Origin of the sequence: Sorangium sp. So ce124 (assembly GCF_051525235.1) — a bacterium.
Classification (GTDB): Bacteria; Myxococcota_A; Polyangia; order Polyangiales; family Polyangiaceae; genus Sorangium; species Sorangium atrum.
This window is the reverse complement of record NZ_CP150312.1, coordinates 1897338-1920807: the sequence shown is the minus strand read 5'-3', so window position 1 is coordinate 1920807 and position 23470 is coordinate 1897338. Positions and strand designations below refer to the sequence as shown.

Genomic DNA, 23470 nt, shown 5'->3' with positions numbered 1-23470 from the left:
CACGATAGAGCGCCGGACAAAGCCACACCGCGCCATGCAGCCGCGAAGGCGCATGGGACGGGAGGTGATGAGTGGCGCTCCAACAGCCTATCCCCCGCCCGCCTAACCGCGGGCTCGGCGAGGGATGGGCGCTATCGACGCGCTCGTCTCAGGCGCCGCCCGCGCCGCCGGCGCCACCCGCGCCGCCCTCGCCCGCGCCGCCCGCGCCACCCTCACCCGCGCCGCCGGCGCCACCCGCGCCGCCCTCGCCCGCGCCGCCCGCGCCGCCCTCACCCGCGCCGCCGGTGCCGCCGGCGCCGCCGGTGCCGCCTGCGCCGCCACTGCCAGTCGTCGCCGAGCTCGTCGTCGTGGAGGAGGAGGTGGTGGTCCCCTCGTCATCGCCGCATCCGGCGCCGATCATCATCATGGTCGCGCCTAGCAGCAGCGCGCTTGCAAAGATGCTCTTCGAAGCGTTCATGGTTCGTTCTCTCCGTTGGGTTGTCCCCCCCAAAGAATGACTCGGTAGAATCCCGCGCCGATCACCGCTCCACACGGCCAAGCGACTCAATCCACGCAAAATCGCGCAAAACGTGCGCCCCAGAGGCGCTATGAGCACGCCGCGTGCGATGGCCCGGTGTCAACTCCGTGGTGATTCCGTTATGGTGGACAATAGGCCACCATACTGGATTACGCAAGCTTTTTGTCTCACTGCATCATCGTTGCATGTGGGTGCCCCCCCTGCGAACGCCCACCGGTCAAGCACATTCGCCTACGCGGGCGCGGGCGAACGTGGCGCGTGAAGAACGACGGTGCCTGACGGCACCTCCGCCATAGCGGATTGACCTCCAGAGGTGAGGGCCCCATGAGCCAAAGCCTGCTCGCGTGAGCGACCTGGAGGAGCGGCGCCGCGCAACAGGCGAACAGAGCCCGACTGCAGCGCGGACGCGACTCGTCTGGCCCCCGATGGGGGTCGGCTCCCGGTCTTGTCATGAGGACACGTTCGCGTCATGAGGTGCAAGTCCCAGGCCCAATGCCCGTCGGGCCTTGGTCCTCGTCCCTGCTCATGAGCGCAGGCCGCTGGGGAGAGACCCGATATCGCTCGCGGGCCGGGCCGCGGGAGCGGGCGAGCTCAGGTGGTATGTGCGAGCGATAGATAACGCGAAGGCGCCCCCGGTCAAGGAAGCTCCAGGCGCTCACTCACCGCACGGCGCCTCGCCCGCCGAGCGACCGGCGGCGATCACCCCGCTATGGAGCGCCCGAGGGCCCTCGCCTCCGCGCGATCTTCACGGGTTGATGTCCTCGCTCGATCCTCGGTCCCGGGCGCAGGGGAGGTCGCCGGCGCGGGCCCGGGCCGCGAGGCTGGCCACGGCGGCCACGAGGGCGGCGGGCTCGATCGGCTTCGTGGCGTGCATGTGGAAGCCGGCGTCGAGCGCGCGCTTCTGGTCCTCCTTGCGAGCATAGGCCGTCAGGGCCAGCGCGGGCAGATCGCCGCCGGCCTGCGGCGGGCGCCGCCGGATGGCGCGGATGAGCTCATAGCCGTCCTCGCCCGGCATGGCGATATCGCTCACGAGCACGTGCGGGAGAGCCACGCAGAACGCCGCGAGCGCCTCGTGAGCCGAAGCCACGGCCGTCACCTCGGCGTGGTGCTGGGACAGCACCTCCTGAAGGAGCTCCCTCGCGTCCGCGTCGTCCTCGACGAGCAGGACGCGGAGCCCGCCGAGATTGGACGCGGACTCCGGGCACACGAGCGAGCGCGACCGGCCCTCCCTCGTCAGCGTCGGGAGCGAGCTGCGCTCGACCCCGAGGAGCGGGAGCCGGATCACGAACGTCGATCCTTTGTGCAACCCAGGGCTGTCGGCCACGACCGAGCCGCCGTGGATCTCGACGATATGGCGCACAAGGGACAGCCCGATGCCGAGGCCCGCGTGCGTCCTGCGGCTCGTGCTGTCGGCCTGGCGGAAGCGCTCGAAGACGAGCGGGAGGAAATCCGGCGCGATGCCCTCCCCCGTGTCGCGCACCGTGAGCTCCGCCATCGCGCCGGCCCGCCGGAGGGAGACGAGGATATGATCCCCGGGACGCGTGAACTTGAGCGCGTTGGACGTGAGGTTCGAGACGACCTGCTGCAGCCGATCCGCGTCGCCGTTCACCTCGATGCCGGGGTCGAGCGAGACGTCGATCGTGAGCCCCTTCGCCTCGGCGGCGGGGCGGATCGCGTCGATGGCAATCTCCACGACGGGCGCGAGCGCCATCGGCGCGGCGCTGATGCTCAGCTTGCCCGTCGTGACCCGCGAGACGTCGAGGAGATCCTCGATGAGCTTCGTCTGCGCGGCCACGTTGCGCTCGATCACCTCGAGCCCATGGGACACCCGCTGCTCATCGAACGGCTCGGACCGCAGGAGGTGCGTCCAGCCGAGGATCGCGTTGAGCGGGCTGCGCAGCTCGTGGGAGAGCGTGGCGAGGAACTCGTCCTTCAGGCGGTTCGCCTCGCGCGCCTCGGCGTGCACGCAGTTCTGGATGGCGATGGAAGCGAGCTGCGCGAGCTGCACGAGGACGGTCTCGTCGTCGTCGGAGAACTCGCCGTCGTGCCGATCCGAGAGCTGGATGCTCCCGATGTTCTGGCCGTCGGCCGCGGTGAGCGGCACCGCGAGGTACCCCCGCGGCGGCGGCCGCTGCCCGCCGTTGTCCAGCCACTCCGGGTGCAGCGAGAGCTCTCGCTGCGTCAAACGGAGAGGCCTGTTCCTGGCGCAGACGAGCGCGCACAGCTTGCCGGCGATCGGCGGAGGCGCCTCCTTCTGGAACGTCGTGTACCGCTCCGAGAGCGACACAGCGGTCCGCGCCCGCTCACCGGGCCGCTCCAGCTTCACGAGCGTCATCGCCTGATGGGCGCCGCCGACGTCGCGGGCCGCCTCCGTGATCGCCGCGACCATGGCGTCGAGCGACAGGGCCGAGTTGATCCTGAGCGCGGCGCGGTTGAGCCGCTGGAGCTGCTCCGCGTGCGCGCGCAGCGACTCCGCCTGGAGCTTGATCTTCTGTGTCTTCTTGAAGAGATCGACGAAGACAGACACCTTGGTGCGGAGGACCTCGGGGGCGAACGGGGTCATGATGTAATCGACCGCCCCGAGCGAATAGCTGCGCTCGACATAGACGCGCTCGGTGTGCGCCGTCAGGAAGATGATCGGCGTGTGCAGCGTGCTCCTCCGCTTGCGGATGAGCGTCGCCGTCTCGAACCCATCTATCTCAGGCATCTTGATGTCGAGGAGGATGACCGCGAACTCCTCCTGAAGGAGATGGCGAAGCGCTTCCCGCCCGGACGCCGCCTTGACGAGGTTCTCGCCGAGCGGCGCGAGGACCGCCTCCAGGGAGAGGAGCTGCTCAGGCCTGTCGTCAACGATCAGGATGTTGACTCTGCCTACTTCTGCCCTCATCCCGCGTCTCCTTGCCCCCCTGCTCCGTTGTCAGCGCCGCGGCCAGCCTCGCAGCATCCTCAGGAATGGGGCTGTGTCCACCGCTTTCGGGCGGCGTCTGCCGCGTCCGCTCCAGCCCGCTCCAGCGCCCCGTGCGAGCAAGCTCGTGGAAACCACGTCGCTGCGAGGATGCAGCCCACGCCCACGGCAAAGGGTGAGCCCGCCCGCCCGCCGGGGCGACCGCCCAGGCGCCGGACGGCCTTCCCGCAGGCGGCCCTGCGCGGGGGCGCCGGCGCGCGGATCGCACGCCGGCGACGCTCAGCCCCGGAACGCTTGGCCCCCCCGGCATGGCCGCTCCGTAGATCCATTCCAGCCCTCCATGCGCTGCGCCGACGAGCCCGTATCGTAATCGAGGCGCTGTCTTACCTGCGACCCAGGGCTCGCCTGCAGTATCCACAAGGAGGCGCCTGACGCCGCTGCATGATTCCCGCACGCAAACCCTACACCGGAGCACGCCAGCGTGAAAGGAGGAATTCATGGCGCCACCGAGCGCCATTCCTCGAAGAGGCCGTGAGAGAGCGCGAGAATCGGAGAGATGACGAAGAAAACCGACGCGAGTGACGCGGAGGGCGATGTGGCGACGCTCTCCTGACCCTCTGGCGATACCTGCTCGACGCGCTCGGAGTGCCGAGTGCTCCGATGGTGAGGAGTCCGTCGCCTGCGCCGCGCTCCGCGCGCTAGACGGCGGAGCGCCGCTCCTGGAGCGAGCGCGAGTGCCGGAGGATCACCTCGAAGACCTCGGCGACGCCGTCGGGGTCGAGGCCGAGCTCCAGGGCGCAGCGGCGGCGCGACTCCATCAGCCGCGCCTCGCGCACCGGATCCCGGACCGCCGCCCCGATCGTGGCCTTGGCGCGCCCGGCGCGCTGGACGAGCTCGGCCCTCCGCGCGAGCAGGCCGACGAGCTCCAGATCCAGGTCGTCGATGAGCTCCCGCGTCTCGCGGAGCTCGGGAGAGAGCGCGCCGAGATCGGGGATCGCGAGCGCGGCGAGGTCCTCGGGCGCGGCGTCCTTGGTCGGCACGTCGAGGCTTCGATCGACGGCGACGAGCGCGTCGATGAGGCGGCGGCGCGCCTCGCTCGCGAAGGGGTTCTCGCGGTGCAGCGCGGCGAACAGGTGCCCCGCGTCCACGCGCACCGTCTCGATCGTGTGAGCGATCCCCTGGAACGAGGGCGGCGCGTAGGGCGCGCCGGCGGGCACGCCCGCGTCCATCATGCCCTTCGCGATGAAGAACGCGAGCGCGTGCGTGAAGGCCATCACGCGGTCGTGCTCCTCCGGGGCCTGCTCCAGCACCTGACAGCCCATCCGCTCGAACAGCGCCACGACGCGGCGCACCGCGTCCGGGTGCGCAGGGTTCGGGCAGACGACGACGCGCAGCGGGCGCTCGCCGCGGGCGAGGCTCGCCGGACCGAACAGGGGGTGCGTCGCCACCCAGGGCCGGCTCTCGCCGAGCACCTCAGCCATGGCGCTCGCCGGCACGCTCTTCACGCTGCCCACGTCGGCCACGATCTGCCCCGGCGCGAGGTGCGGCCGCAGCGACAGGAGGGCCTCGCGCGCCGCTGGCACCGGGACGGCGACGATGACGAGGTCGGCGCCGTCCACGAGCTCCGGGAGCGAGGCGGCCCGCGCGGCGCCGCGGATCTCCGCAGAAGGGTCGAACGCGCGCACCGAGATCCCCGCGTCGCGGAGCAGCGACCCGAGCGCCGCACCGAAGCGGCCATACCCGAGGAATGCGACCTTGCCGATGCGCGCGGGCGGAGCGAGACCACCCCCGGAATGTGGGAGAGAATGCGGCATGCGGCGGATACTACGACAGCCGGTCTACGCGGATGTCACGTTTTCTCGGCGCAGCCGCGAGCATCCGCGACCCGATCCGTGAGAGACAGGACGGCTCTCCGGCTTCTCCCATCCTGCCGCGCTCGCGGCGACGACGCTTCTCCGGCGAGGGCCGGAGGGGTGCTCCTGCGCCCGCGGCGGCTCGGCCGGCGCCGGCTCACCTGAGCTGCGTCGCTGCCACGCCGAGGATCGCGAGCAGCGACGCGACGGCCGCGATCAGCGCGATGCGCGCCCTGTGGCGCCCCGTGTCCTGCGCGCCGTGCCGCAAGGTCTCCGGGGCCGCCTCCGAGCTCGGTCCAGCGCTCTCGGGCGGGCGGGGCCTCGCGCTGAGCCCGAGCCCGATCGTCGGGAGCGAGGCGCGGGGGCGCGACGGGAGCGTCGCGCCGAGGAGCCGCGCGGCCCGCTCCACGTGATCCTGGCCCTCCGCCGACGCATGAGGGGCGAGCGCGATCGCCAGCTCGGCCACGCTCGCGGGCCGCCGCGCTGGGTCCTTCTCGAGGCAGCAGAGGAGCACGCGGTCGACGCCGGGGGGAATGTCGGACCGCAGCGCGCTCGGGAGCACCGGCGCCGCGCTCGCGACGCGCGGCGCGAGATCGGCGAGCGAGCTCGCCTCGAACGGCGGCCGCCCGGTCAGGAGCCGGTACAGGATCGCGCCGAGCGACCAGACGTCGGCGCGCGCGTCGACGGCGACCGACGACCGCATCCGCTCCGGCGACATGTAGAGCGGCGCGCCGAGCTCCTCCCGCGTCTGCGCCGGCGCGCCGCCGTCGCTCGCGCAGGGCAGCTCCCTGGACGCGCCGAAGCCGAGCACCTTGAGGAGCGTCGCGCCGCCGGGGGTCGTCGCGAGGAACAGGCGCGCCGGCTCGAGGTCGCGGTGCACGATCCCCGCGGCGTGCGCCTCGGCCACCGCCACGCAGGCCTGCAGCACCCAATCGATGGCCTCCGAGAGCTCGATCCGGCCGCGGCCGCGCAGCAGCTCGGAGAGGTCCTGTCCGTCGAGGTGCTCCGTGACGATGTACGGGACACCCGAGGCGAGCTGACCGACGTCGAGCACCCGCGCGACGTGATCCCCCTTGAGCGCCACCGCCGCGCGCGCCTCCCGGAGCGAGCGCTCCACGCGCTCCGGGCTGCCGTCGGCGAGCAGGAGCTCGATCGCGACCCGCTGAGGAAGCACGAGGTGACTCGCGAAGGCCACCGTTCCCAGCTCGCCGCTGCCCAAGATCCGGTCGACCCGGTACTTCTCGGCGATCACGTCCCCTGCGACGACAGGTGCGTTCATCAAAGCTCCCCGCAGCGCGCACCGGCGCGGGGGCAGCCGGCCGCCCCCCGTACATGCGCAGATTCATCCTAGCACCTTCGCTCGCCGGATTGGCGGTCGCCGGTCGTCGCCGGAGCTCGAAGCCAGCGCCGTGCTGCCCCTTTCACGCCCCATTCACCCCTTCCCGCGCGGCCAGACGGCCAGGCAAATGGCTGCTGGAGGGGCGCCCTCGCGGCGGGGGGAGGCCGCGCAGCGCGCGTGCCGTCGCATCGTCGCGACGACGCGCCGAGAGGAGGAGGTGATGGCGCCGCGCGATAGCGCGAAGCGCACAACCCGACGTCTCTCCCATATCACGAGACCCGGGACTTCCCGGCTCGCACCAGCACACATCCTGCTTTATATTCTCGCGGCAACGCGCGAGGGGGGACGCGTATGACTCGGGCGGAAGCGACTGACGTCCACCGCTGCAGCCGATTTCTGCTCCGCAGACAGAGGTTTGCCGGGAGGATGGTGGTGCAGAAAACCGTTCGGGGGCGTCATCCAGCCCCGGGCGCGGCGGCCCTCCTTCTGCGCGAGCACGCCTTCCTGCGCCGGCTCGACGTGCCGGGGGTCGTGCGGCCGCTGGCGCTGGAAGGCCCGGAGGGCACGCCGGCGCTGCTCCTCGAGGACGCAGGTCCCGAGGACCTCGAGCGCCGGCTCGCGCGAGGGCCGCTCGCGCTGGACGCGTTCTTCGATATCGCCATCGCGCTCGCCGAGACGTGCGCGCGCATTCACGGGAGCGGCGTCGTCCATCGCGCGATCGCCCCGAGCCGCGTCGTCCTCGGCGAGGATGGGCAGGTCACCCTGGTCCACTTCTCAGACGCGGCCGAGCTGACGAGCATGCCCCGAGCCGTGGAGCTCGAGAAGCTCGACGCGCTGCCCTTTCTGTCCCCCGAGCAGCTCGGGCGCACCTGCTGGTTCATCGACGCGCGATCGGACCTGTACGCGCTGGGAGCGACCTTCTACGCCATGCTCACCGGCGCGCCGCCCTTCAAGGACCTCGATCCGCTCGCGCTCGTGCACGCCCACATGGCGAGGAGCCCCGTGCCCGCGCACGTCGTGAGCCCCGGTGTCCCGGCGGCCCTCTCGGAGCTCGTACAGCGGCTCCTCGCGAAGATGCCGGACCTGCGATACCAGAGCGCCGAGTGCCTCGCCCAGGACCTCCACGAGGCGCGGAGGCGATGGCGCGCCACGGGCACCATCGCGCCGTTCGAGCTCGGTCGCATGGACCTCGCGCGGCGCCTCCCGCTGCCCGAGCGCCTGATCGACCGCGAGCGCGAGCTCGCCGTGCTGCGCGGCGCGCTCGCCCGCGTGTCGAGCGGCGGGACGGAGCTCGTCTTGGTGACCGGGGAGGCAGGCGTCGGAAAGACCGCCCTCGTCGAGGCGCTGCAGGCCGCCGTCGCCGAGCGGAGCGGGCGGTTCATCGAGGGCAAGTTCGACCTGCGCGCCGCGAACGTGCCCTATGCGTCCCTGGCAGAGGCGCTCCGCGCCCTCGCGGCCGCGCTCCGCGCCGAGCCGGAGGAGAGCCGCGCGCAGCTCAGGGAGGCGGTCAGCGAGCGGAGCCGCGCCCTCGGCGAGCTCTGCCCGGAGCTCACCGAGCTCCTCGGGGACGCGCCCGCGCCGCCGGCCGCGGATCCGATGCGCGCCGAGAACTGCTTCCTGCTCGCGATCCAGGACTTCGTGCGCGCGGTGGCCACCCAGCGGCCGCCGCTCGCGATCTTCCTCGACGACCTGCAGTGGACGGACGCCGCGTCGCTCCGCGTCCTCCGCGCCCTCGCCGCGGATCCGCGCAGCAAGCACGTGCTCCTGCTCGGCGCGTACCGGTCGAGGGAAGTCGGCGCCGCGCACCCGCTCCACCAGACCATCGAGGAGATCCGCGGCGCGCAGGTCCCCCCGACGACGCACCTCTCGCTCGGCCCGCTCGGCGTCGAGCCGGTCGTCGCGCTGCTCGCAGAGGCGCTCCGCTGCGAGCCGGAACGGGCGCGCCCTCTCGCAGAGCTCTTCCTCGCCAAGACGGCGGGCAATCCGTTCTTCATCCGCCAGCTCCTCCGGTCCCTCCAGGAGAAAGGCCTGCTCCTCTTCGACGCGATCCGCTCGACATGGACGTGGGATCTCGGCCGGATCGAGCGGGTCGGGGTCACCGACAACGTGGTCCAGCTGATGTCGGAGTCCGTCCGCAGGCTGCCCCAGGCGGCGCAGGAGCTGCTGCAGGTCGCTGCGTGCATCGGCAGGCGCGCGGAGCTCAGGCTCATCGCGGCGGTGCTCGGCCGATCCGTCGACGAGACGACCGGGGCGCTCGTCCAGCCGCTCCGCGAGGGGCTCGTCGTGCCCGACGGCACGTGCGAGCGCGAGGCGGGGCTCGCGATCCGGTTCGTCCACGACCGGGTCCAGCAGACGGCCTACGAGCTCGGGCCGGAGCAGCTGCGGATGCAGCTGCACCTGCAGATCGGCCGCTTCCTCGAGGCCACCTGCACCAACGGGACGGACGCGGCGCTGTTCGACGCCGCGGACCAGCTGAACCTCGGCGCCGCGCTGCTCGACGCGGAGCAGCGGGACCACCTCGCGCGGCTCAACCTCCGCGCCGGCGTGAAGGCGCGCCGCGCCGCCGCCTTCGGCCCGGCGCTCGCGTATTTCCGCAGCGGCCTCCGCCTGCTGCCGGACGGCGCCTTCCGCTCGCGCTACGAGCTCTGGTTCTCCCTCCACCGCGACGCGGCGGAGTGCGCCGCGCTGACCGATCAGCACGCGGCGGCCCGCGCGCTCGTGGAGGAGGGGCTCCGCCACGCGGCGTCGATCCCGGAGAAGGTCGACCTGGAGGCGCTCCGGATCATGAGCGCGACGATCACCGGCGAGCACGATCTGGCGCTCAGCTGGGGGCGCGACGCGCTGCGCGCGCACTTCGGGGCCGAGCTGTCGGCGGCGGATCTCGACGCGGAGATCGCGGCCCAGCGGCGAGCCATCGCCGGCCAGCTCGCGGAGCGCTCGCCCGAGTCGCTCGTCGATCTCCCCCGCGTGACGAGCCCGGAAGAGCGGGCCCGCATGAGGCTCCTCGCCGAGATGGTGGCCCCCGCCTGGTTCTCGGACCGGAAGCAGCTCGTGCTCCTCACCTCCCTCGGCGTCCGCTTCGCGCTGGAGCACGGCAACGCGAGCGAGTCGATCCTCTCCTATGCAGGGCACGCGATGCTGCTGGCGGCGGAGGGCGAGCTCTCGAGCGCCCAGGGCTTCGGCCAGCTCGCCGTGGAGCTCGCGCGGAGGTTCGAGGATCGCGCCCAGGAGACGATCGCCCGGTACATGTACAACGAGTTCGTTCACCCGTGGATCGCGCCGCTCGCGTCGGGCGGGGCGCCGTTCCGCGAGATCGTCGCCCTGGGCCTGTCGTCCGGCGAGCTCCGCTTCTCGTCTTACGCGCGCACGGGGCTCGTGGGGCACTCGTTCGCCGCAGGGGTGGAGCTCGATCTCGTGCTCGTCGACCTGAACGACGGGTTCGCGTTCAGCCAGCAGACGGGCAACAAGTCGACGCTCTTCTACCAGGTCTCCTACCGGCAGATGATCCGGTGCCTCAAGGGGCTGACGAGGGGCCGGAACGTGCCCGAAGACGCCGAGTTCGACGAGCGGGTCTTCCTCGAAGCGATGCAGCGGGAGCCGCCGGCGAAGTGCGTGTATCACATCCTGCGGCTCCAGGCCTCGTACCTGTTCCGGGACCTGGCCCAGGCCACCGCGCACGCCGACGCGGCGGTCGCGTCCATCCACTTCCTCGGCGGCTACATCCCGGAGTGCCAGTACGCGCTGTACGCCGCGCTCACGCTGCTGTGGCGGTGCGATGAGGCCGACGAGCGGGAGAGGGCCGCGCTGCTCGCGCGCGCGACGGACCTGCAGCGCGTCCTGCGAGGGTGGGAGTCGGGCTGCGCGGAGAACTTCCTCCCGCGGCGCCTCCTCGTCGACGCGGAGATCGCCCGCGTCGAGCGCAGGTTCGAGCTCGCCGGCGCGCGGTACGACGAGGCGATCGAGGCGGCGACGCGCGGGGGGTTCCTCCACATCGCGGCGCTCGGCAACGAGCTGGCTGGGCGCTTCTACCACGGGCTCGGGCGGGCCCGGATCGCGGCCATGTACCTGCGCGCCGCGCACCAGGGGTTCGCCTGCTGGGGGGCGTCGGAGAAGGCCCGCGCGCTCGCGGAGGAGTTCGGGCTCGGCGGGTCCGGCGACGAGCCCGAGCTCGCGGAGGAGCGGCTCCCGGCGGTCGCCCTCGACGCGCTCAGCCTGCTCAAGGCCGCGGAGACCCTCTCGGGCGAGATCGTGCTCGATCGGCTGCTCGAGAAGCTCCTGGGCGTCTGCCTGGAGGCCGCCGGCGCGCAGTGCGGGGCGCTCGTGCTCGAGGAAGAGGGGGAGCTCTTCGTGCGGGCCCAGGGGTCCGTCGCCGCTCCTGTCTCCATCGAGCGCACGCCGCTCTCCGGGTCATGCGAGGTCCCCCGGCAGATCGTCGAGCACGCGCACGGCGCGGGCGAGATCGTCGTGCTCGACGACGCGGACAGCCAGCCGGAGCGCGAGCGCGATCCTCACTTCGCCCAGGGCGGCACGCGGTCGGTCCTGGTCCTGCCCATCCAGCGGAACGAGGCGCGGCTCGGGGTGGTTTACCTCGAGAACAACCTCACCACGTACGCCTTCACGCGCGCTCGCGTCCACGTGCTGGAGCTGCTCTCCGACCAGATCGCGATCGCCCTCGAGAACGCCCGCCTCTACCGCGAGGCGCAGCACGCGGTGCGCGTCCGCGACGAGTTCCTCAGCGTCGCGTCGCACGAGCTCAGGACGCCCGTCACCTCCCTGCGCCTCGGCCTCCAGGCGTTGCTCCGCCGGGGAGACCACGCGTCCGACGAGCGCGTCGCGCGCGCCCTGCAAAGGATGGATCGGCAGGTGCACCGGCTCGTCCGGCTCATCGACGACGTGCTGGACGTGTCGCAGCTCCACACCGGCCGGCTGGAGCTGCACGTCGAGCAGGTCGATCTCGCGGAGGTCGTGGACGGCGTCGTGGAGCGGCTCACCGAGCGCATCGCGCAGTCCGGCTCGCCCGTGAGCGTGCGCGCCGAGCCGTCCGTCGTGGGGTCGTGGGACAGGAGCAGGCTGGAGCAGGTGGTCTCGAACCTGCTCGACAACGCCCTCAAGTTCGGCGGCGGCAAGCCGATCGACGTCTCGGTCGCGCGGAAGGACGGCACGGCGGAGCTCGTGGTGCAGGATCAGGGCATCGGGATCCCGGCGGGGCGGCTCCCGCATGTGTTCGACAGGTTCGAGCGCGCGGTGTCGAGCCGCCATTTCGGCGGGCTCGGGCTCGGGCTCCACGTCGTGAAGAGCATCGTCGAGGCGCTCGGCGGCGCGGTGCGCGTGGTCAGCCGGCCGGACGAGGGGGCGCGGTTCACGGTGGAGCTGCCCTGCGAGCGGCCGGCGGCGAGCCACGCGGCGTCGGCGACGCTCGGCGGCCTGCACGCCTGACGCGAGCCGGCGCGAGCCGGCGCGAGCCGACGACTACGGCCTGCCCGTTGGCTGCTGCGGGACCATGAGGATGTACGGCGTCGCGGGCTCCTCCCCCGGCGGCACCGCGCGGGGCGCGGCGACGCCCTTCTCCCCGAGGCTCCGGATGAAGCGGTACATCGCGACGAGGTCGCCCTCGTGCAGGGTCACGTAGTTGAGCCATGGCATCGGCGGCCGGCCGGCGGCCTCGCGGAACATCCGCACCCAGGCCTCCTCGCTGAGGTTCTGGGCGGAGATCCGGAGGTTCGCCGCGTAGCTCGTCCCCCACGGACCTCGGTAGCCTACGTCGCTGCCCGTCAGCCACTCCGAGGCCGGGAGCCTGCCGCTCGATCTGTCCCAGCCAGGCGTATGGCAGTCGTTGCATCCGCCCACGAGGATCAGGTACCGGCCGGCTTCCTCCGGGCTCCCCGCCGTGACGCGCGGCGAGGCAGGAACCCGTGCCACGGCTGCACAGCCGATCGACACCAGGAGCACCGCGCCGAGCAGCCACTGCACAGTCCGGCGCGCCGCGCGCGCCCGGTCCGCGGCGGACGATCTCGATCCGGCGCGCGTTTCGCTCTGCATTCCAACCATTCCACCCCTCGTGCAGCGCGCGTGCCGGGCTGCGGCGCGGCGCGCACGAGCGCGCTAGCGGCCGCCGGCGCGGGCCTTCCTCCGCGGCGCGGCCATGAGCGGACGGAGTCCGTTCACGCAGGCGAGGACCGCGGAGCCGTTGTTCATGAGCGTCGCCGCGACCGGGTTGAGGAGCCCGGGGATCGACAGCGCGTACGCGACCGCGTTCACGCCGAGGATCATCGAGAAGTTCTGGTGGATGAGGCGCATCGCGGCGCGCGAGACGTCGATCGCCTCGACGAGCTTCGACAGGTCGTCCTCCACGAGGACGACGCCCGCCGTCTCCCGGGCGATCTCCGCGCCCGCGGACACGCTGATGCCGATGTCGGCGTACGAAAGCGCCGGGGAGTCGTTGATGCCGTCCCCGACGACCGCGACCGTGCGGCCCTCCTGCGTCAGCCGGCGCGTGATCTCCGCCTTGTCCTCGGGCAGCATCTCCGCGAAGTACCGGGTGATGCCGAGCTCGAGCGCGACCTGCCTGGCCACCTCGCGGCTGTCGCCCGTCAGCATGACGATGTCCTCGATCCCGCGCGCGCGCAGGCTGCGGATCGTCGCGCGGCTCTCGGCCCGGATGGCGTCGCGGCAGGCGAGCGTGGCGACGTGCCGGCCGTCGACGGCGAGGAAGAGGAGCGATTTCGCCGCCGCCTCGAGCGCCCTCCTCGCGACGGGCTCGGCGCGGCAGGCGACGCCGAGCTCGTCGAGGAAGCGGGGGCTGCCGAGCTGCACGACCTTGCCGCAGACCCTGGCCTGCACGCCCCGACCGACGAGGTAGCGGGACTCCTCCCGGTCCGGGATCGTCAGAGACCACGCCTCGGCGAGCCGGAGCACGGCCTGCGACACGGGGTGGGTCTGCCGCGCGGACACCGCCGCGGCGAGCGTCGCCGCCTCGCGCTCGGGCAGGGCGTCGTGGACGAGGAGGTCCGTCACCTCGGGGATGCCGGAGGTCAGCGTGCCCGTCTTGTCGAACACCACGGTCGACACCTTCGCGAGCTTCTCGATGTAGGCGCCGCCCTTGATGAGGATCCCGCGGCGCGCCGCGGCGTTCATCGAGGCGAGCACCGTCGTCGGGGCCGAGACCCGCGGGCCGGTGCCGAAGTCGATCGTCAGGATCGCGGACACGCGGCCGAGGTCCCTGGTCGCGGCGAGCACGAGCGCCGAGCAGGCGAGGGCCGGCGGGACGAGCCGGTTCGCGACGAGCTCCGCGTAGTTCTGCGCGCGCGTCTCCAGGGCGGGCGCGTTCTCGATGAGCCGCGCCGTGCTCGCGGCGGTCGTGTCGCCGCCGACCCGCTCGGCGCGGATGTACAGCTTGCCGTCCTTGATGACGGTCGCCGCGAAGCAGCGGTCGCCGGGGCCCTTGAGCACGGGCATCGACTCGCCGGTCAGCGTCTGCTGATCGACGAGCCCCTCGCCGTCCGTGACCGTCCCGTCGACCGGGATGACCGACCCGGTATAGACGACGAGGAGGTCTCCGGCGACGAGCTCGGCCACCGGGATCTGCACCTTCGCGTCGCCGCGGACCACCCACGCGAGGTCCCGCTGGTACTCGAGCAGGCCGCGGATCGCGCGCCGGGCGCGCGCCTGGGTGCGATCGCGGATGTGGTCGCCGAGCGTGACCAGCCAGATGATGCCGGCCGCGTTGATGGCGTCTCCGGTCGCCACGGCCGAGGCGATCGCCAGGCTGTCGAGCAGGTCGACGTTGAGCTTGCGGTCCCGCACCACCGAGTGCCACGCCCTCTTGAGGATGGGCGCGGACGTCGCGGCGATGAACGGGTACGCGAGCAGCGGCGAGACGAAGCTGCCGAGCGAGAGGACCATGCCGACGCTCGACAGGTAGAGCGGGCGCTTCGCGAGGGCGGCCGCGCGGCGCGCCTCCCGGGCGGCGCGCGCGGCGCGCAGCGCCCCTCGCGGGGCCGGCGCGGCGGAGGCCGATGCGGCGGCGCGCACGATGACGTCGAGATCGACGTGCCGCGGGTCGTGCTCGACGACGGCGCTCGACGCGCCCTCGACGATGCGCACGGAAAGGACCCCCGGCAGGGCGGTGAGCCCCGCCTCGAGCAGCGGGCCGAAGGCCGCGTCCTTCCCGAGGCGGGGGAGCCGCAGGCGGACCCTGCCCGGGATCGCGTGGACCACCGAGACCGGCTCGGTCCCGGTCGACAGGAGCGCTGCCATCGTCACCCCGCCTCGCCGCCCGTGGGTGCGCCCGCGCCCGCGCTCCCGCTCCCGCTCCCGCTCCCGCTCGCGAAGAAGCTCTGAATGCGGCCGTGGTTCAGCACCACGAAGAAGTCGACCCCGTACTTCACGAGCGTGATCCAGTGGGGCATGCCCGGGGAGCGCCGCGTCAGCACCTGGAGCAGCCCGGACCCGACCAGGAGCGCCGGGAGCAGGAGCTTGAGGTCGACGTGCGGCGGCGGGACGGCCTGGGACGCCGCGTTCAGCCTGTCCGCGGCCTGGACGACGAAGCGCGCCGTCCGGCCAGGGCTCGGCGGCTCGATGGGCCGCGCGCAGGGCGAGGGCGTGAGCTCATCTATCGGCCGGCAGCTACAGCCCGAGAGCTCGGGGATGTGCGCGAGCTCGGAGAAGACGTCCTCGAGCGGGACGTCGGGCTCGTGCTCGATCGTGAGGCTCGCGGCCCACGCGCTCGCCCGCGCGTCGACGACGCTCGGGCAGGCGCGCGCCAGCTCCGCGATCTCCTCCGCCCTCGCCGGGTCCCTGCGCAGCGCGGGGACGGCGAGGCGCACGCGCCCTGGAACCCAGTGGATGATGACGACCCCTCGATCGCTCGGCATGGCTCACCTCCCGGCCTGCGAGGCCGGGTCACCAGAACACCCCACTCGTCAGCTCCCGGGCGGCTCCATCTCCGCGCGCGACCACCCGTGCGCGCCGCCCGAGCCGGCGCGCTGATCCTGGCGTGCCATCTCCTCCCTCACCTCGGCGACGAGGTCGGCGACCCTCTCCCTGCCCTCGCCGAGCGCGCCCCTGATCTTGTCCGCGGCGACGAAGCCGAGCGCCATGGCCCTCTTGACGGTCGGACGGGTGATCCTCGTCAAGCTGGCGAGCCCTATACCGATGATGATGCCGAGCCCGAGGCGTTCCATCCCCACTCCTCTCCTCGAAATCCACGACCGACGGCGAGCGAAGGCGCGCCGAATGCCGACGACGCACAGACGCGCGCCGGATGTAAAGACAGAGAATCTCGACCCACACAGACACGGGGCACACGGAGACACAGAGAGAGACACGCGATGTCCGCTGTCCCTCCATGCTCGCACTGCCCATTTCACTCGGTCCCGAGCCGTTCAGGGCGCTGGCGCCGCGCGGCGCCGCGCGGCCACAACCAGGACGGGCGTCGCCGCGGGGGCGCCGGCGCCCGATCCGGGCGTGCGAGAGGGCAGACTCGAACGAGAAGCCCTTGTTTCTCCGGCTTCCGTGGGTGCACCCACATGTGATTTGTAACACTGCAGTCGCGCGACCGCCATGCGCTTTTCATGTCCGGTCGACACCTGACTCGCGTGCTGAGGGAGCGTTCCGCGCGGGCGTCCGAGGCGCGCCGAGCGCGCGCATTTCGTGACCGCGCCGCGCCGCCCCAGGCCCGCCCCGCCGCGCCCGGGAGGGGCCTGGGGCGGCGCGGCGCGGCGCGCGGGCGCCGGCGAGTCCGTCGCTTCCAGCCGACGAGCGACCGTGGTAAATTTCCGGACATGCAAGCGGGGCAGCACGAAGAGCCGGTGACCGGGAGCAATGGCTCTCTCCTCGCGGAGCTCCTGGCGGAGACGGGGGTCGGCCCCACGAGCGGCGCCTACCACGATGTGAAGCGGGGCGTGGAGGCGGTCGTCGGCAAGGTGGCGCGCCGCCCGGAGGCCGGCGCGGCGCTGGACAGCGCCCTCATCGACCTGTGGATCGCGGAGATCGACCAGCGGCTGTCGCGGCAGATCGACGAGATCCTGCATCACCCGGTGTTCCAGCGCCTCGAGGCCGCGTGGCGCGGCCTGAAGTTCGCCATCGATCACATCGACTTCCGGGAGAACATCCGTGTCGAGATCCTCAACTGTTCGAAGGACGACCTGCTCGCCGATTTCGAGGACTCGTCCGAGGTCGTGAGGAGCGGCCTCTACAAGATCGTCTATTCGTCGGAGTTCGGCAATTTCGGCGGCAAGCCGTTCGGCGCCGTCATCTCGAACTACGAGTTCGGCCCCGTGCCCCAGGACATCGCGCTCCTCCAGAAATGCGCGGCGGTGGCGACGATGGCGCACGCGCCCTTCCTGGCCGTCGCGGGCCCGCAGTTCTTCGGGCTCAAGGACTACCGGAAGGTGCCGCACCTCGGCGACATCAAGGCGCTCTTCGAGGGGCCGCAGTACGTGAAGTACACAGCGTTCCGCGAGTCCGAGGACGCGCGCTACGTCGGCCTGCTCCTCCCCCGCTTCCTCCTGCGCCTGCCCTACGGGGCGAGCACCGCCCCCATCCGGGCGTTCTCCTACGAGGAGGACGTCGTCGGCAACCACGCGGCGTACTGCTGGGGGGCGCCCACCTACGCGATGGCGACGCGGCTCGCCGAGAGCTTCGCGCGCCACCGCTGGTGCCTGCACATCATCGGGCCGCAATCAGGCGGCACGGTCGAGGGGCTCACGCTCCACGAGTACGAGGCGCTCGGCGCCATCCAGACGAAGATCCCGACCGAGATCATGCTGACCGAGCGCCGCGAGTTCGAGCTCAGCGAGGAGGGCTTCATCGGGCTCACGTTCCGCAAGGACACCGACAACGCCTGCTTCTTCTCCGCGAACTCGGCGCAAAAGCCCAAGTACTTCGGCCAGAGCGAGGAGGGGCGCGCCGCCGAGGTCAACTACCGGCTCGGCACACAGCTGCCTTATGTCTTCCTCGTCAGCCGGCTCGCCCACTACCTCAAGGTCATGCAGCGCGAGCAGATCGGCACCTGGAAGGAGCGCGGCGACCTCGAGCGCGAGCTGAACGGCTGGCTGAGCCAGTATGTCGCGGACATGGATGTCGTGTCGCCCGCCGTGCGCTCGCGCAGGCCGCTCCGCAAGGGGCGCACCTCGGTGACCGAGGTCGAGGGGAGCGCAGGTTGGTACCGGGTCCACCTCGAGGTGCGCCCGCACCTCAAGTACATGGGGGCCTATTTCACCCTGAGCCTGATGGGCAAGCTCGACCGGGAGTGAGGCCGGCCCCGCTCCGGGCGGATGCGGGCGCGACCGCGCGGGATCCCGCCGCGGCCGGTCCGCGCCCGGCGGGTCTGTGGTAGAGCGCTGTATGCGCACGCACCGACAGCCTGCCGCTCCCCTCGCGCTCACCGTGGCCCTCTCCGCGCTGGCGGCCTGCGGACCCGCCGCGAGCCCGCCGCCGGCGCCCCCGCCCCCCACCGTGAAGGCGCTGATGCCGCCGGCGCCGCAGGGCCTCCCCGTCGTCGAGACGAAGCTCGAGAGCGTCGGGCTCGACGAGGCCGCGCTCGACCGATCGGCGAACCCCTGCGAGGACTTCTATCAGTTCGCGTGCGGCGGATGGCTGGCGAAGACCGAGATCCCGGGGGACGAGGCCTCCTGGATGCGGAGCTTCAACGAGATCGAGAAGCGCAACGAGGCGGAGCTCCGGCGCATCCTCGAGGACGCCGCGAGCGCCGGCGACCGGGATCCGGTGACCAAGAAGATAGGCGCCTACTACGGCGCGTGCATGGACGAGCCCGCGGTCGAGGCCGCCGGCACGAAGCCCATCGCAGACCTGCTCGCGAAGGCGCGGCGGGTGCGCGACCCGAAGGGCCTCGGGGCGCTCGTCACCGAGCTCCATCGCCGCCGCATCTGGGCGCTGTTCGACATCGAGTCCGCGCAGGACATGAAGGACGCGACGCGCGTCATCGCGCAGCTCGACCAGAACGGGCTCGGCCTGCCAGACCGCGACTACTACCTGGGCGAGGACGACAAATCGAAGGCCCTCCGCAAGATCTACGAGGAGCACGTCGCGCGGATGATGCGGCTCGCCGGCGCGCAGGAGGCGGCGGCAAAGGCGGCGGCGCTCGACGTTTTGCAGATCGAGACAGAGCTCGCGAAGATCTCGAAGACGCGGGTCGAGCGGCGGGACCCGACGGGCCTCTACAACAAGCTCGACAGGGCGGCGCTCGCGAAGGCCGCGCCGGCGTTCCCGTGGGACGCGTATTTCCGGGCGCTCGGCCTCCAGGACGTCAAGGAGGTCAACGTGACCTCCGTCCGGTTCTTCGAGGGGCTCTCCCGGCTGCTCACGTCGGTGAAGCCCGCCGCGTGGCAGAGCTACCTTTCGTGGCACGTCGTGCGCTCCATGGCGCCCGCGCTGCCCAAGGCGTTCATCGACGAGAGCTTCACGCTGCAGGCCGCGCTCACCGGGCAGAAGGAGGTGCGGCCACGCTGGAAGCGCTGCGTGGACGCGACCGACAACGCGCTCGGCGAGCTGCTCGCGCAGCCGTTCGTCAAGACGAGCTTCCCCGGCGCGAGCAAGCCTGCGGCCGAGGCGACGGTGCACCAGATCAGCGACGCGTTCGCGCGCAACGTCCGGGCGCTCGACTGGATGGATGAGGGCACGCGGCAGCGCGCGCTCGCCAAGCTCTCCGCGATGGCGTACCTCATCGGCTATCCCGACAAGTGGAGGACCTACGATTTCGAGGTCGATCCGAGATCGTACGCGAAGAACGCGCTCGCCGCGCGCGCCTTCCACACGCAGTGGGACCTCGGGAAGATCGACAAGCCGCTCGATCGCGACGAGTGGCAGATGAGCCCGCCGACCGTGAACGCGTATTACGACCCGCAGCGCAACCACATGGTCTTCCCGGCCGGCATCCTGCAGCCGCCGTTCTACAGCGTGAGCTCGGCCGCGGCGGTGAACCTCGGCGGCATCGGCATGGTGGTCGGGCACGAGCTCACGCACGGGTTCGACGACGAGGGCTCCCAGTTCGACCAGAAGGGCAACCTGGAGGACTGGTGGTCGAAGGAGGTCGGGGTGGCGTTCAGGGAGAAGACCGCCTGCGTCGAGGCGCAGTACTCGACCTTCGAGGCGCTGCCGGGGCTGAAGCTGAACGGCAAGCTGACGCTGGGCGAGAACATCGCGGATCTCGGGGGCGTGAAGCTCGCCTTCATGGCGTACCGCGCGATGCGCAAGGGCGCGGCGGAGCAGACGGTCGCGAGCGGCTTCACGGAAGATCAGCAGTTCTTCCTCGCGCACGGGCAGTCCTGGTGCGGCAAGCTGCGCGACGAGGCGCTCCGGCTGATGGTCCAGGTGAACCCGCACTCCCCGCCGCGGTTCCGCGTGAACGGGCCGCTCGCGAACCTCCCGGAGTTCGGCGAGGCCTTCAAGTGCGCGCCGGGCACGCCGATGCGGCCGACCAAGACGTGCGCTGTCTGGTAGCCGGGCGCGGCAGGCTCGGTCGAACGAGCCGCCGCGATCCTGATTTGTATACCGATTCTCCCGGCCAACCGGCCTATCACGCCATGCGTACTGAATAGATCGGCGGCAGGTTATTGGCGACGGTCGTCCAACCCTCTCCGCCGTCATCGCTCACGTAGAGATTGCCCGTGGTGGTGCCGAACGCCACAGCGCCGTCCTTGTTGGCGAGCGCGTGGCGGTAGATGACGTCGTAGGCTTGCTCCTGGGGCAAACCCCGGCGGAGCTGCTCCCAGGTCTCACCGCCGTCCTTCGTGCGAGCCACGAAGAGCGCGCCGTCGACGGTGATTCGCTGCATGTCCGACTTGCCGGGGACGACCCACGCCGTGCGTCCGTCCCTCGCGTCCGCTGTAATGGGAAAGCCGAAATGCACGCCTTGCTCTGGACGGCTCACCTTGCGCCAGCTCTTTGCGCCGTCGCTGCTGTAGTAGATCCCAACGTGATTCTGCTGCCAGATATGGTCGGGATCGCCCTCGCATTGCTCGATGTAATGCGTATCGTGGCCCCACTCGGCGTCTGGCTCGGGCGTGTGATCGAGCCGCATGCCCCTGTTGCGCGGTTGCCAGGTCTCTCCACCGTCCGCTGTTTCGATGACGCCCGCCGTGGACACGGCGACGAGGATTCGCTTCGGGTTACGCGGGTCCACCACGATGGAGTGAATGCCCGGGGCGAACTCGCCCCCCTCGGAGGCCGGCGTGCCAAACCATTTCGTCTCGCCTTTGCCCTCGCCTGTGAACAGGTCGCCGCCGCGTGATTCGTGGTTCCAGAGCGGCCGGTTGAGCTCGAAGGAGCCGCCGCCGTCGCGGCTGACGAACAAGCCACCCGGAATGGTGCCCACGTAGACCGCGCCCCCCGGACCGAAGCCGATGATCCAGAGCTTCTGCACCGTGGCCGGGCGCGTGACGATCTTCATGCCGACGCCGAACTCGCTGCCGGCGTCTTCGTACATGTCCTGGCCGATGTAGCGAGCGCCCTCGGGATATTTGATCTGGGCGGGGTTGTCATTCCAGGTCTCGCCCTCATCCGTCGAGACGGACAGCTTGGCTCCCCAATGGCCGAAGCCGAGCAGCGCCCAGAGCTTGCCCGTGTAGGGATCGCGCGCGACATAGTTGACGCCGCCGCCGGCGTGGCCCGCGAGGCGCGGCTTCCACGAGCCGTTCTGTCTTTCGACGATAAACGTGCCTTTTCGCGTGCCTACCAGAATACGGCTTGCCATTTTACCCTCCGCTCAACGCTTGCAGAATATGGACCTCGTCGTCGGCAGCGACCGCGTCGGTGAGTCCCTTACGGTCGCGGATCATCTGCTTGCCGACGAAGATGTTGACGTGCGTCCGCAAACGGCCGCGCTCGTCGCAGATGTAGAAGCCGATGCCGGGCGCGAGCCTCTCCAGGGCCGCCACGACCTCACCTGCTGTCGACGCCTCGACGACGAGGTGTTGGCCTTCGAGGTGCGGGAAGAAGGTGTAGAGATGGCGCGTCAGGTGGACAGACGGCATGGTGGGCTTGCCGTACTCCCGAGCTTGTCGCGCGTCAATTGGTTTTCAAGGCCGGCAGGCAAGACGCAGCCACACGCAGAGCCCCGATGTTTTCAGGGCCCAAGCATTCCCGCGCCCGTTCCCGCTTACGCTACCGCCGCCGCGGCCGCGCTGCGTCGAGGTGGGTTGATTCGGTGGGAGCTCGCGCCTTCATTTGGGGAGATGAGTTGCCGCTGAAAAGGGGTTGGCACGTTATGCAGGCTCCTCGGGGATCTCGGGCGTGCCGGGCCACGTGATGCCCACCTTCTGAGGCATCTGTCGAGCGAAGACCGTGGTTCGCTTCATCACGTCGTCATGGATGTGGCTCGCGAGGTGCTCGATCGGCGCCCGGACCGCGGGCGGTAAGCCGCGGAGCGAGGTGAACGCGATGTGGACGATGCCCTCGGTCACGTACCGGCTTCCCAGGATCGAGGCTCGCCGGTCGGGCCCGGGGGGTCGAGCTGCGGGGCGCGCTCCTCGCGAGCCCGGGCGGCGTCGGCCCCGCGCTGCTCTCGGTCGGGCGCCTCCGCTTCGCGCCGCTGCGGCCGTTCCAGGCGCGCCTGTCGCTCGCGGGGCTCGGGACGGCCCCGCGCGTCGGCGGGCCGCAGGGCAGCGCCACGGTGGCCCGGCGGCTCGCGCTCGTCGCGCTCGCGGTCCTCCCCTGGCCCGAGCTGCGCGTTCGCCCGATGCTCTCGGCCGGCGCGGGGGCGCTGCACGTGTCGGTCGACGGCGAGGCGGCGTGGCCGTACCGGGGCGTCCACAGCGCCCGGTGGGCGTTCTCGGCGGACGCCGGTCTGGGCGCCGAGATCGAGCTCGTGCGGGGGCTCGACATCTATCCGTGAGGAGAGGAGCGCCGCAGGCGAGCCTGCTCATCGCGGATCCGGCGGAGAGCGCTGCGAGAGCTCGGCGACCTCTGCCGGGACGAGCGCCCGGCTGTGGATGACGATGTCATCGACGTCCGCAAAGAGGAACCGACCCGCGCCCCCCCATCGACCGACATAAAGGGTGTCAGAGCCGGGCGCTATCGTCACGTCGATCGGCGCCGCCTGGTCGAGCTGCCCGTCGAGGTAGAGGGACATGGTGCGCGCCTCGCCGTCGACGACCGCGGCGGCGTGCGTCCACCGGCGAGGCTCCATGCAGAAGCAGATGAGGAATTGATAATCGCTGGTCTCCGGCCCTTTCCAGAACCCGAAGTGCATGCCCGGCGGCGACTGCGCGTAGTCGATGTTGATCTCCCATCCGCCGATGTTCTCCGTGCTGACCACGGTCGCCAGGACCTCGGGCGCGGGCTCATCGCTCGTCAGGCGCACCCACGCCGAGACGCTCCAGCTCGCGGTGGCGTTCGGGAAGCTGTCGACCGCCATGAACTCGCCCTCGCCGAGGTGCATCGCCTTGCCGAACCGGCCGTCTTGCACCCACGTTCCTCCGGTCAGCGCTCCGTCGCGCATGTTGCCAGAGGAATCGCGCACGACCGTGCCCTCTCCCTCGTCGAACGTCCAGTGCGCGACCATGCCCTGGGTCAGCGTCGCGGGGGCCAGCTCGATGGCGTCGAGCGGCCCTGCCTCGCAGGCCGCGAGCCCCAGCAGCGCGAGGGCGGCCAGGCGGCGGGGCATCGCGCGGCCGGGGGGCCTCGCGGCAGAAGCCGGCATCGCGGTGGTAACCCGCGGGGGCAGCGTGTTCGACCGCTTCATGGTCAGGCCCTCTCCGTAGCAGCACAGAGAGGCGGCGCCGAGGGACACGGCGGGCCCGCCGGTCCTGTCCCGATCTCGGCCAATCCCCGGTTCCGAGCTTCGGTGTCCTGAGGCCCCCGGCGGTGACGCGGCGCAGCGTGCTGGGCTGCAACAT

At 71.5% G+C, this 23470-nt stretch carries 16 protein-coding genes; 4 read left to right on the top strand and 12 right to left on the bottom strand.

Annotated features, from left to right (window positions below; translation table 11 throughout):
- Window positions 1-148 precede the first annotated feature (148 nt).
- From WMF19_RS07230 to WMF19_RS07215, 4 genes are all read right to left on the bottom strand, one after another.
- On the bottom strand, window positions 149-457 hold the full coding sequence (locus tag WMF19_RS07230) for a hypothetical protein (RefSeq protein WP_437328050.1): 309 nt from the start codon (window positions 455-457) through the stop codon (window positions 149-151).
- An 805-nt stretch (window positions 458-1262) separates the two neighbouring features.
- Window positions 1263-3404 (bottom strand): response regulator, encoded by a 2142-nt coding sequence (locus WMF19_RS07225; RefSeq protein WP_437898393.1) that lies wholly within the window; start codon window positions 3402-3404, stop codon window positions 1263-1265.
- A gap of 716 nt (window positions 3405-4120) precedes the next feature.
- Window positions 4121-5236, bottom strand: a complete 1116-nt coding sequence (locus tag WMF19_RS07220; RefSeq protein WP_437898392.1) for a prephenate dehydrogenase/arogenate dehydrogenase family protein — start codon at window positions 5234-5236, stop codon at window positions 4121-4123.
- 196 nt (window positions 5237-5432) lie between these two features.
- Entirely contained in the window at window positions 5433-6554 is a 1122-nt protein-coding gene (locus tag WMF19_RS07215; RefSeq protein WP_437328047.1) for a serine/threonine-protein kinase, read from the bottom strand.
- A 411-nt stretch (window positions 6555-6965) separates the two neighbouring features.
- Here WMF19_RS07215 and WMF19_RS07210 point away from each other — a divergent pair, with 411 nt between their 5' ends.
- On the top strand, window positions 6966-12050 hold the full coding sequence (locus tag WMF19_RS07210) for a sensor histidine kinase (protein ID WP_437898391.1): 5085 nt from the start codon (window positions 6966-6968) through the stop codon (window positions 12048-12050).
- A 33-nt stretch (window positions 12051-12083) separates the two neighbouring features.
- On the opposite strand, the gene WMF19_RS07205 is transcribed toward WMF19_RS07210, so the two are convergent.
- The 4 genes from WMF19_RS07205 to WMF19_RS07190 all read right to left on the bottom strand — a co-directional run bounded on the left by WMF19_RS07205 (window position 12084) and on the right by WMF19_RS07190 (window position 15796).
- Window positions 12084-12653, bottom strand: a complete 570-nt coding sequence (locus WMF19_RS07205; RefSeq protein WP_437898390.1) for a cytochrome C — start codon at window positions 12651-12653, stop codon at window positions 12084-12086.
- A gap of 63 nt (window positions 12654-12716) precedes the next feature.
- Window positions 12717-14870: a heavy metal translocating P-type ATPase gene (locus WMF19_RS07200; protein WP_437898389.1), complete on the bottom strand. Its 2154-nt coding sequence runs from the start codon at window positions 14868-14870 to the stop codon at window positions 12717-12719.
- 2 nt (window positions 14871-14872) lie between these two features.
- Window positions 14873-15487, bottom strand: a complete 615-nt coding sequence (locus WMF19_RS07195) for a hypothetical protein (protein ID WP_437898387.1) — start codon at window positions 15485-15487, stop codon at window positions 14873-14875.
- 48 nt (window positions 15488-15535) lie between these two features.
- Window positions 15536-15796 (bottom strand): hypothetical protein, encoded by a 261-nt coding sequence (locus WMF19_RS07190; RefSeq protein ID WP_437898386.1) that lies wholly within the window; start codon window positions 15794-15796, stop codon window positions 15536-15538.
- A 600-nt stretch (window positions 15797-16396) separates the two neighbouring features.
- Here WMF19_RS07190 and tssC point away from each other — a divergent pair.
- Window positions 16397-17869 (top strand): type VI secretion system contractile sheath large subunit, encoded by a 1473-nt coding sequence (gene tssC, locus WMF19_RS07185; protein ID WP_437898385.1) that lies wholly within the window; start codon window positions 16397-16399, stop codon window positions 17867-17869.
- A gap of 91 nt (window positions 17870-17960) precedes the next feature.
- Window positions 17961-20075: a M13 family metallopeptidase gene (locus tag WMF19_RS07180; RefSeq protein WP_437898384.1), complete on the top strand. Its 2115-nt coding sequence runs from the start codon at window positions 17961-17963 to the stop codon at window positions 20073-20075.
- 76 nt (window positions 20076-20151) lie between these two features.
- On the opposite strand, the gene WMF19_RS07175 is transcribed toward WMF19_RS07180, so the two are convergent.
- The 3 genes from WMF19_RS07175 to WMF19_RS07165 all read right to left on the bottom strand — a co-directional run bounded on the left by WMF19_RS07175 (window position 20152) and on the right by WMF19_RS07165 (window position 22036).
- Window positions 20152-21327, bottom strand: a complete 1176-nt coding sequence (locus WMF19_RS07175; RefSeq protein ID WP_437898383.1) for a WD40/YVTN/BNR-like repeat-containing protein — start codon at window positions 21325-21327, stop codon at window positions 20152-20154.
- Window position 21328: 1 nt separating this feature from the next.
- The gene (locus tag WMF19_RS07170; protein ID WP_272100930.1) at window positions 21329-21607 is read right to left on the bottom strand and encodes a MoaD/ThiS family protein; all 279 of its coding nucleotides are present in this window, start codon (window positions 21605-21607) and stop codon (window positions 21329-21331) included.
- Between the two features lie 231 nt (window positions 21608-21838).
- The gene (locus tag WMF19_RS07165) at window positions 21839-22036 is read right to left on the bottom strand and encodes a hypothetical protein (protein WP_437898381.1); all 198 of its coding nucleotides are present in this window, start codon (window positions 22034-22036) and stop codon (window positions 21839-21841) included.
- A 209-nt stretch (window positions 22037-22245) separates the two neighbouring features.
- Between WMF19_RS07165 and WMF19_RS07160 the strand changes: the two genes are divergently transcribed.
- Window positions 22246-22467 (top strand): hypothetical protein, encoded by a 222-nt coding sequence (locus WMF19_RS07160; RefSeq protein ID WP_437898380.1) that lies wholly within the window; start codon window positions 22246-22248, stop codon window positions 22465-22467.
- Between the two features lie 27 nt (window positions 22468-22494).
- On the opposite strand, the gene WMF19_RS07155 is transcribed toward WMF19_RS07160, so the two are convergent.
- Window positions 22495-23316, bottom strand: coding sequence for a LamG domain-containing protein (locus WMF19_RS07155; protein WP_437898379.1), 822 nt, complete (start codon window positions 23314-23316; stop codon window positions 22495-22497).
- Window positions 23317-23470 lie beyond the last annotated feature (154 nt).

Bases quoted from the DNA above. Each gene is read 5' to 3' on its own strand.
- WMF19_RS07230 (WP_437328050.1), bottom strand. From the start codon at position 457: ATGAACGCTTCGAAGAGCATCTTTGCAAGCGCGCTGCTGCTAGGCGCG.
- WMF19_RS07225 (WP_437898393.1), bottom strand. From the start codon at position 3,404: ATGAGGGCAGAAGTAGGCAGAGTCAACATCCTGATCGTTGACGACAGG.
- WMF19_RS07220 (WP_437898392.1), bottom strand. From the start codon at position 5,236: ATGCCGCATTCTCTCCCACATTCCGGGGGTGGTCTCGCTCCGCCCGCG.
- WMF19_RS07215 (WP_437328047.1), bottom strand. From the start codon at position 6,554: ATGAACGCACCTGTCGTCGCAGGGGACGTGATCGCCGAGAAGTACCGG.
- WMF19_RS07210 (WP_437898391.1), top strand. From the start codon at position 6,966: ATGACTCGGGCGGAAGCGACTGACGTCCACCGCTGCAGCCGATTTCTG.
- WMF19_RS07205 (WP_437898390.1), bottom strand. From the start codon at position 12,653: ATGCAGAGCGAAACGCGCGCCGGATCGAGATCGTCCGCCGCGGACCGG.
- WMF19_RS07200 (WP_437898389.1), bottom strand. From the start codon at position 14,870: ATGGCAGCGCTCCTGTCGACCGGGACCGAGCCGGTCTCGGTGGTCCAC.
- WMF19_RS07195 (WP_437898387.1), bottom strand. From the start codon at position 15,487: ATGCCGAGCGATCGAGGGGTCGTCATCATCCACTGGGTTCCAGGGCGC.
- WMF19_RS07190 (WP_437898386.1), bottom strand. From the start codon at position 15,796: ATGGAACGCCTCGGGCTCGGCATCATCATCGGTATAGGGCTCGCCAGC.
- tssC (WP_437898385.1), top strand. From the start codon at position 16,397: ATGCAAGCGGGGCAGCACGAAGAGCCGGTGACCGGGAGCAATGGCTCT.
- WMF19_RS07180 (WP_437898384.1), top strand. From the start codon at position 17,961: ATGCGCACGCACCGACAGCCTGCCGCTCCCCTCGCGCTCACCGTGGCC.
- WMF19_RS07175 (WP_437898383.1), bottom strand. From the start codon at position 21,327: ATGGCAAGCCGTATTCTGGTAGGCACGCGAAAAGGCACGTTTATCGTC.
- WMF19_RS07170 (WP_272100930.1), bottom strand. From the start codon at position 21,607: ATGCCGTCTGTCCACCTGACGCGCCATCTCTACACCTTCTTCCCGCAC.
- WMF19_RS07155 (WP_437898379.1), bottom strand. From the start codon at position 23,316: ATGAAGCGGTCGAACACGCTGCCCCCGCGGGTTACCACCGCGATGCCG.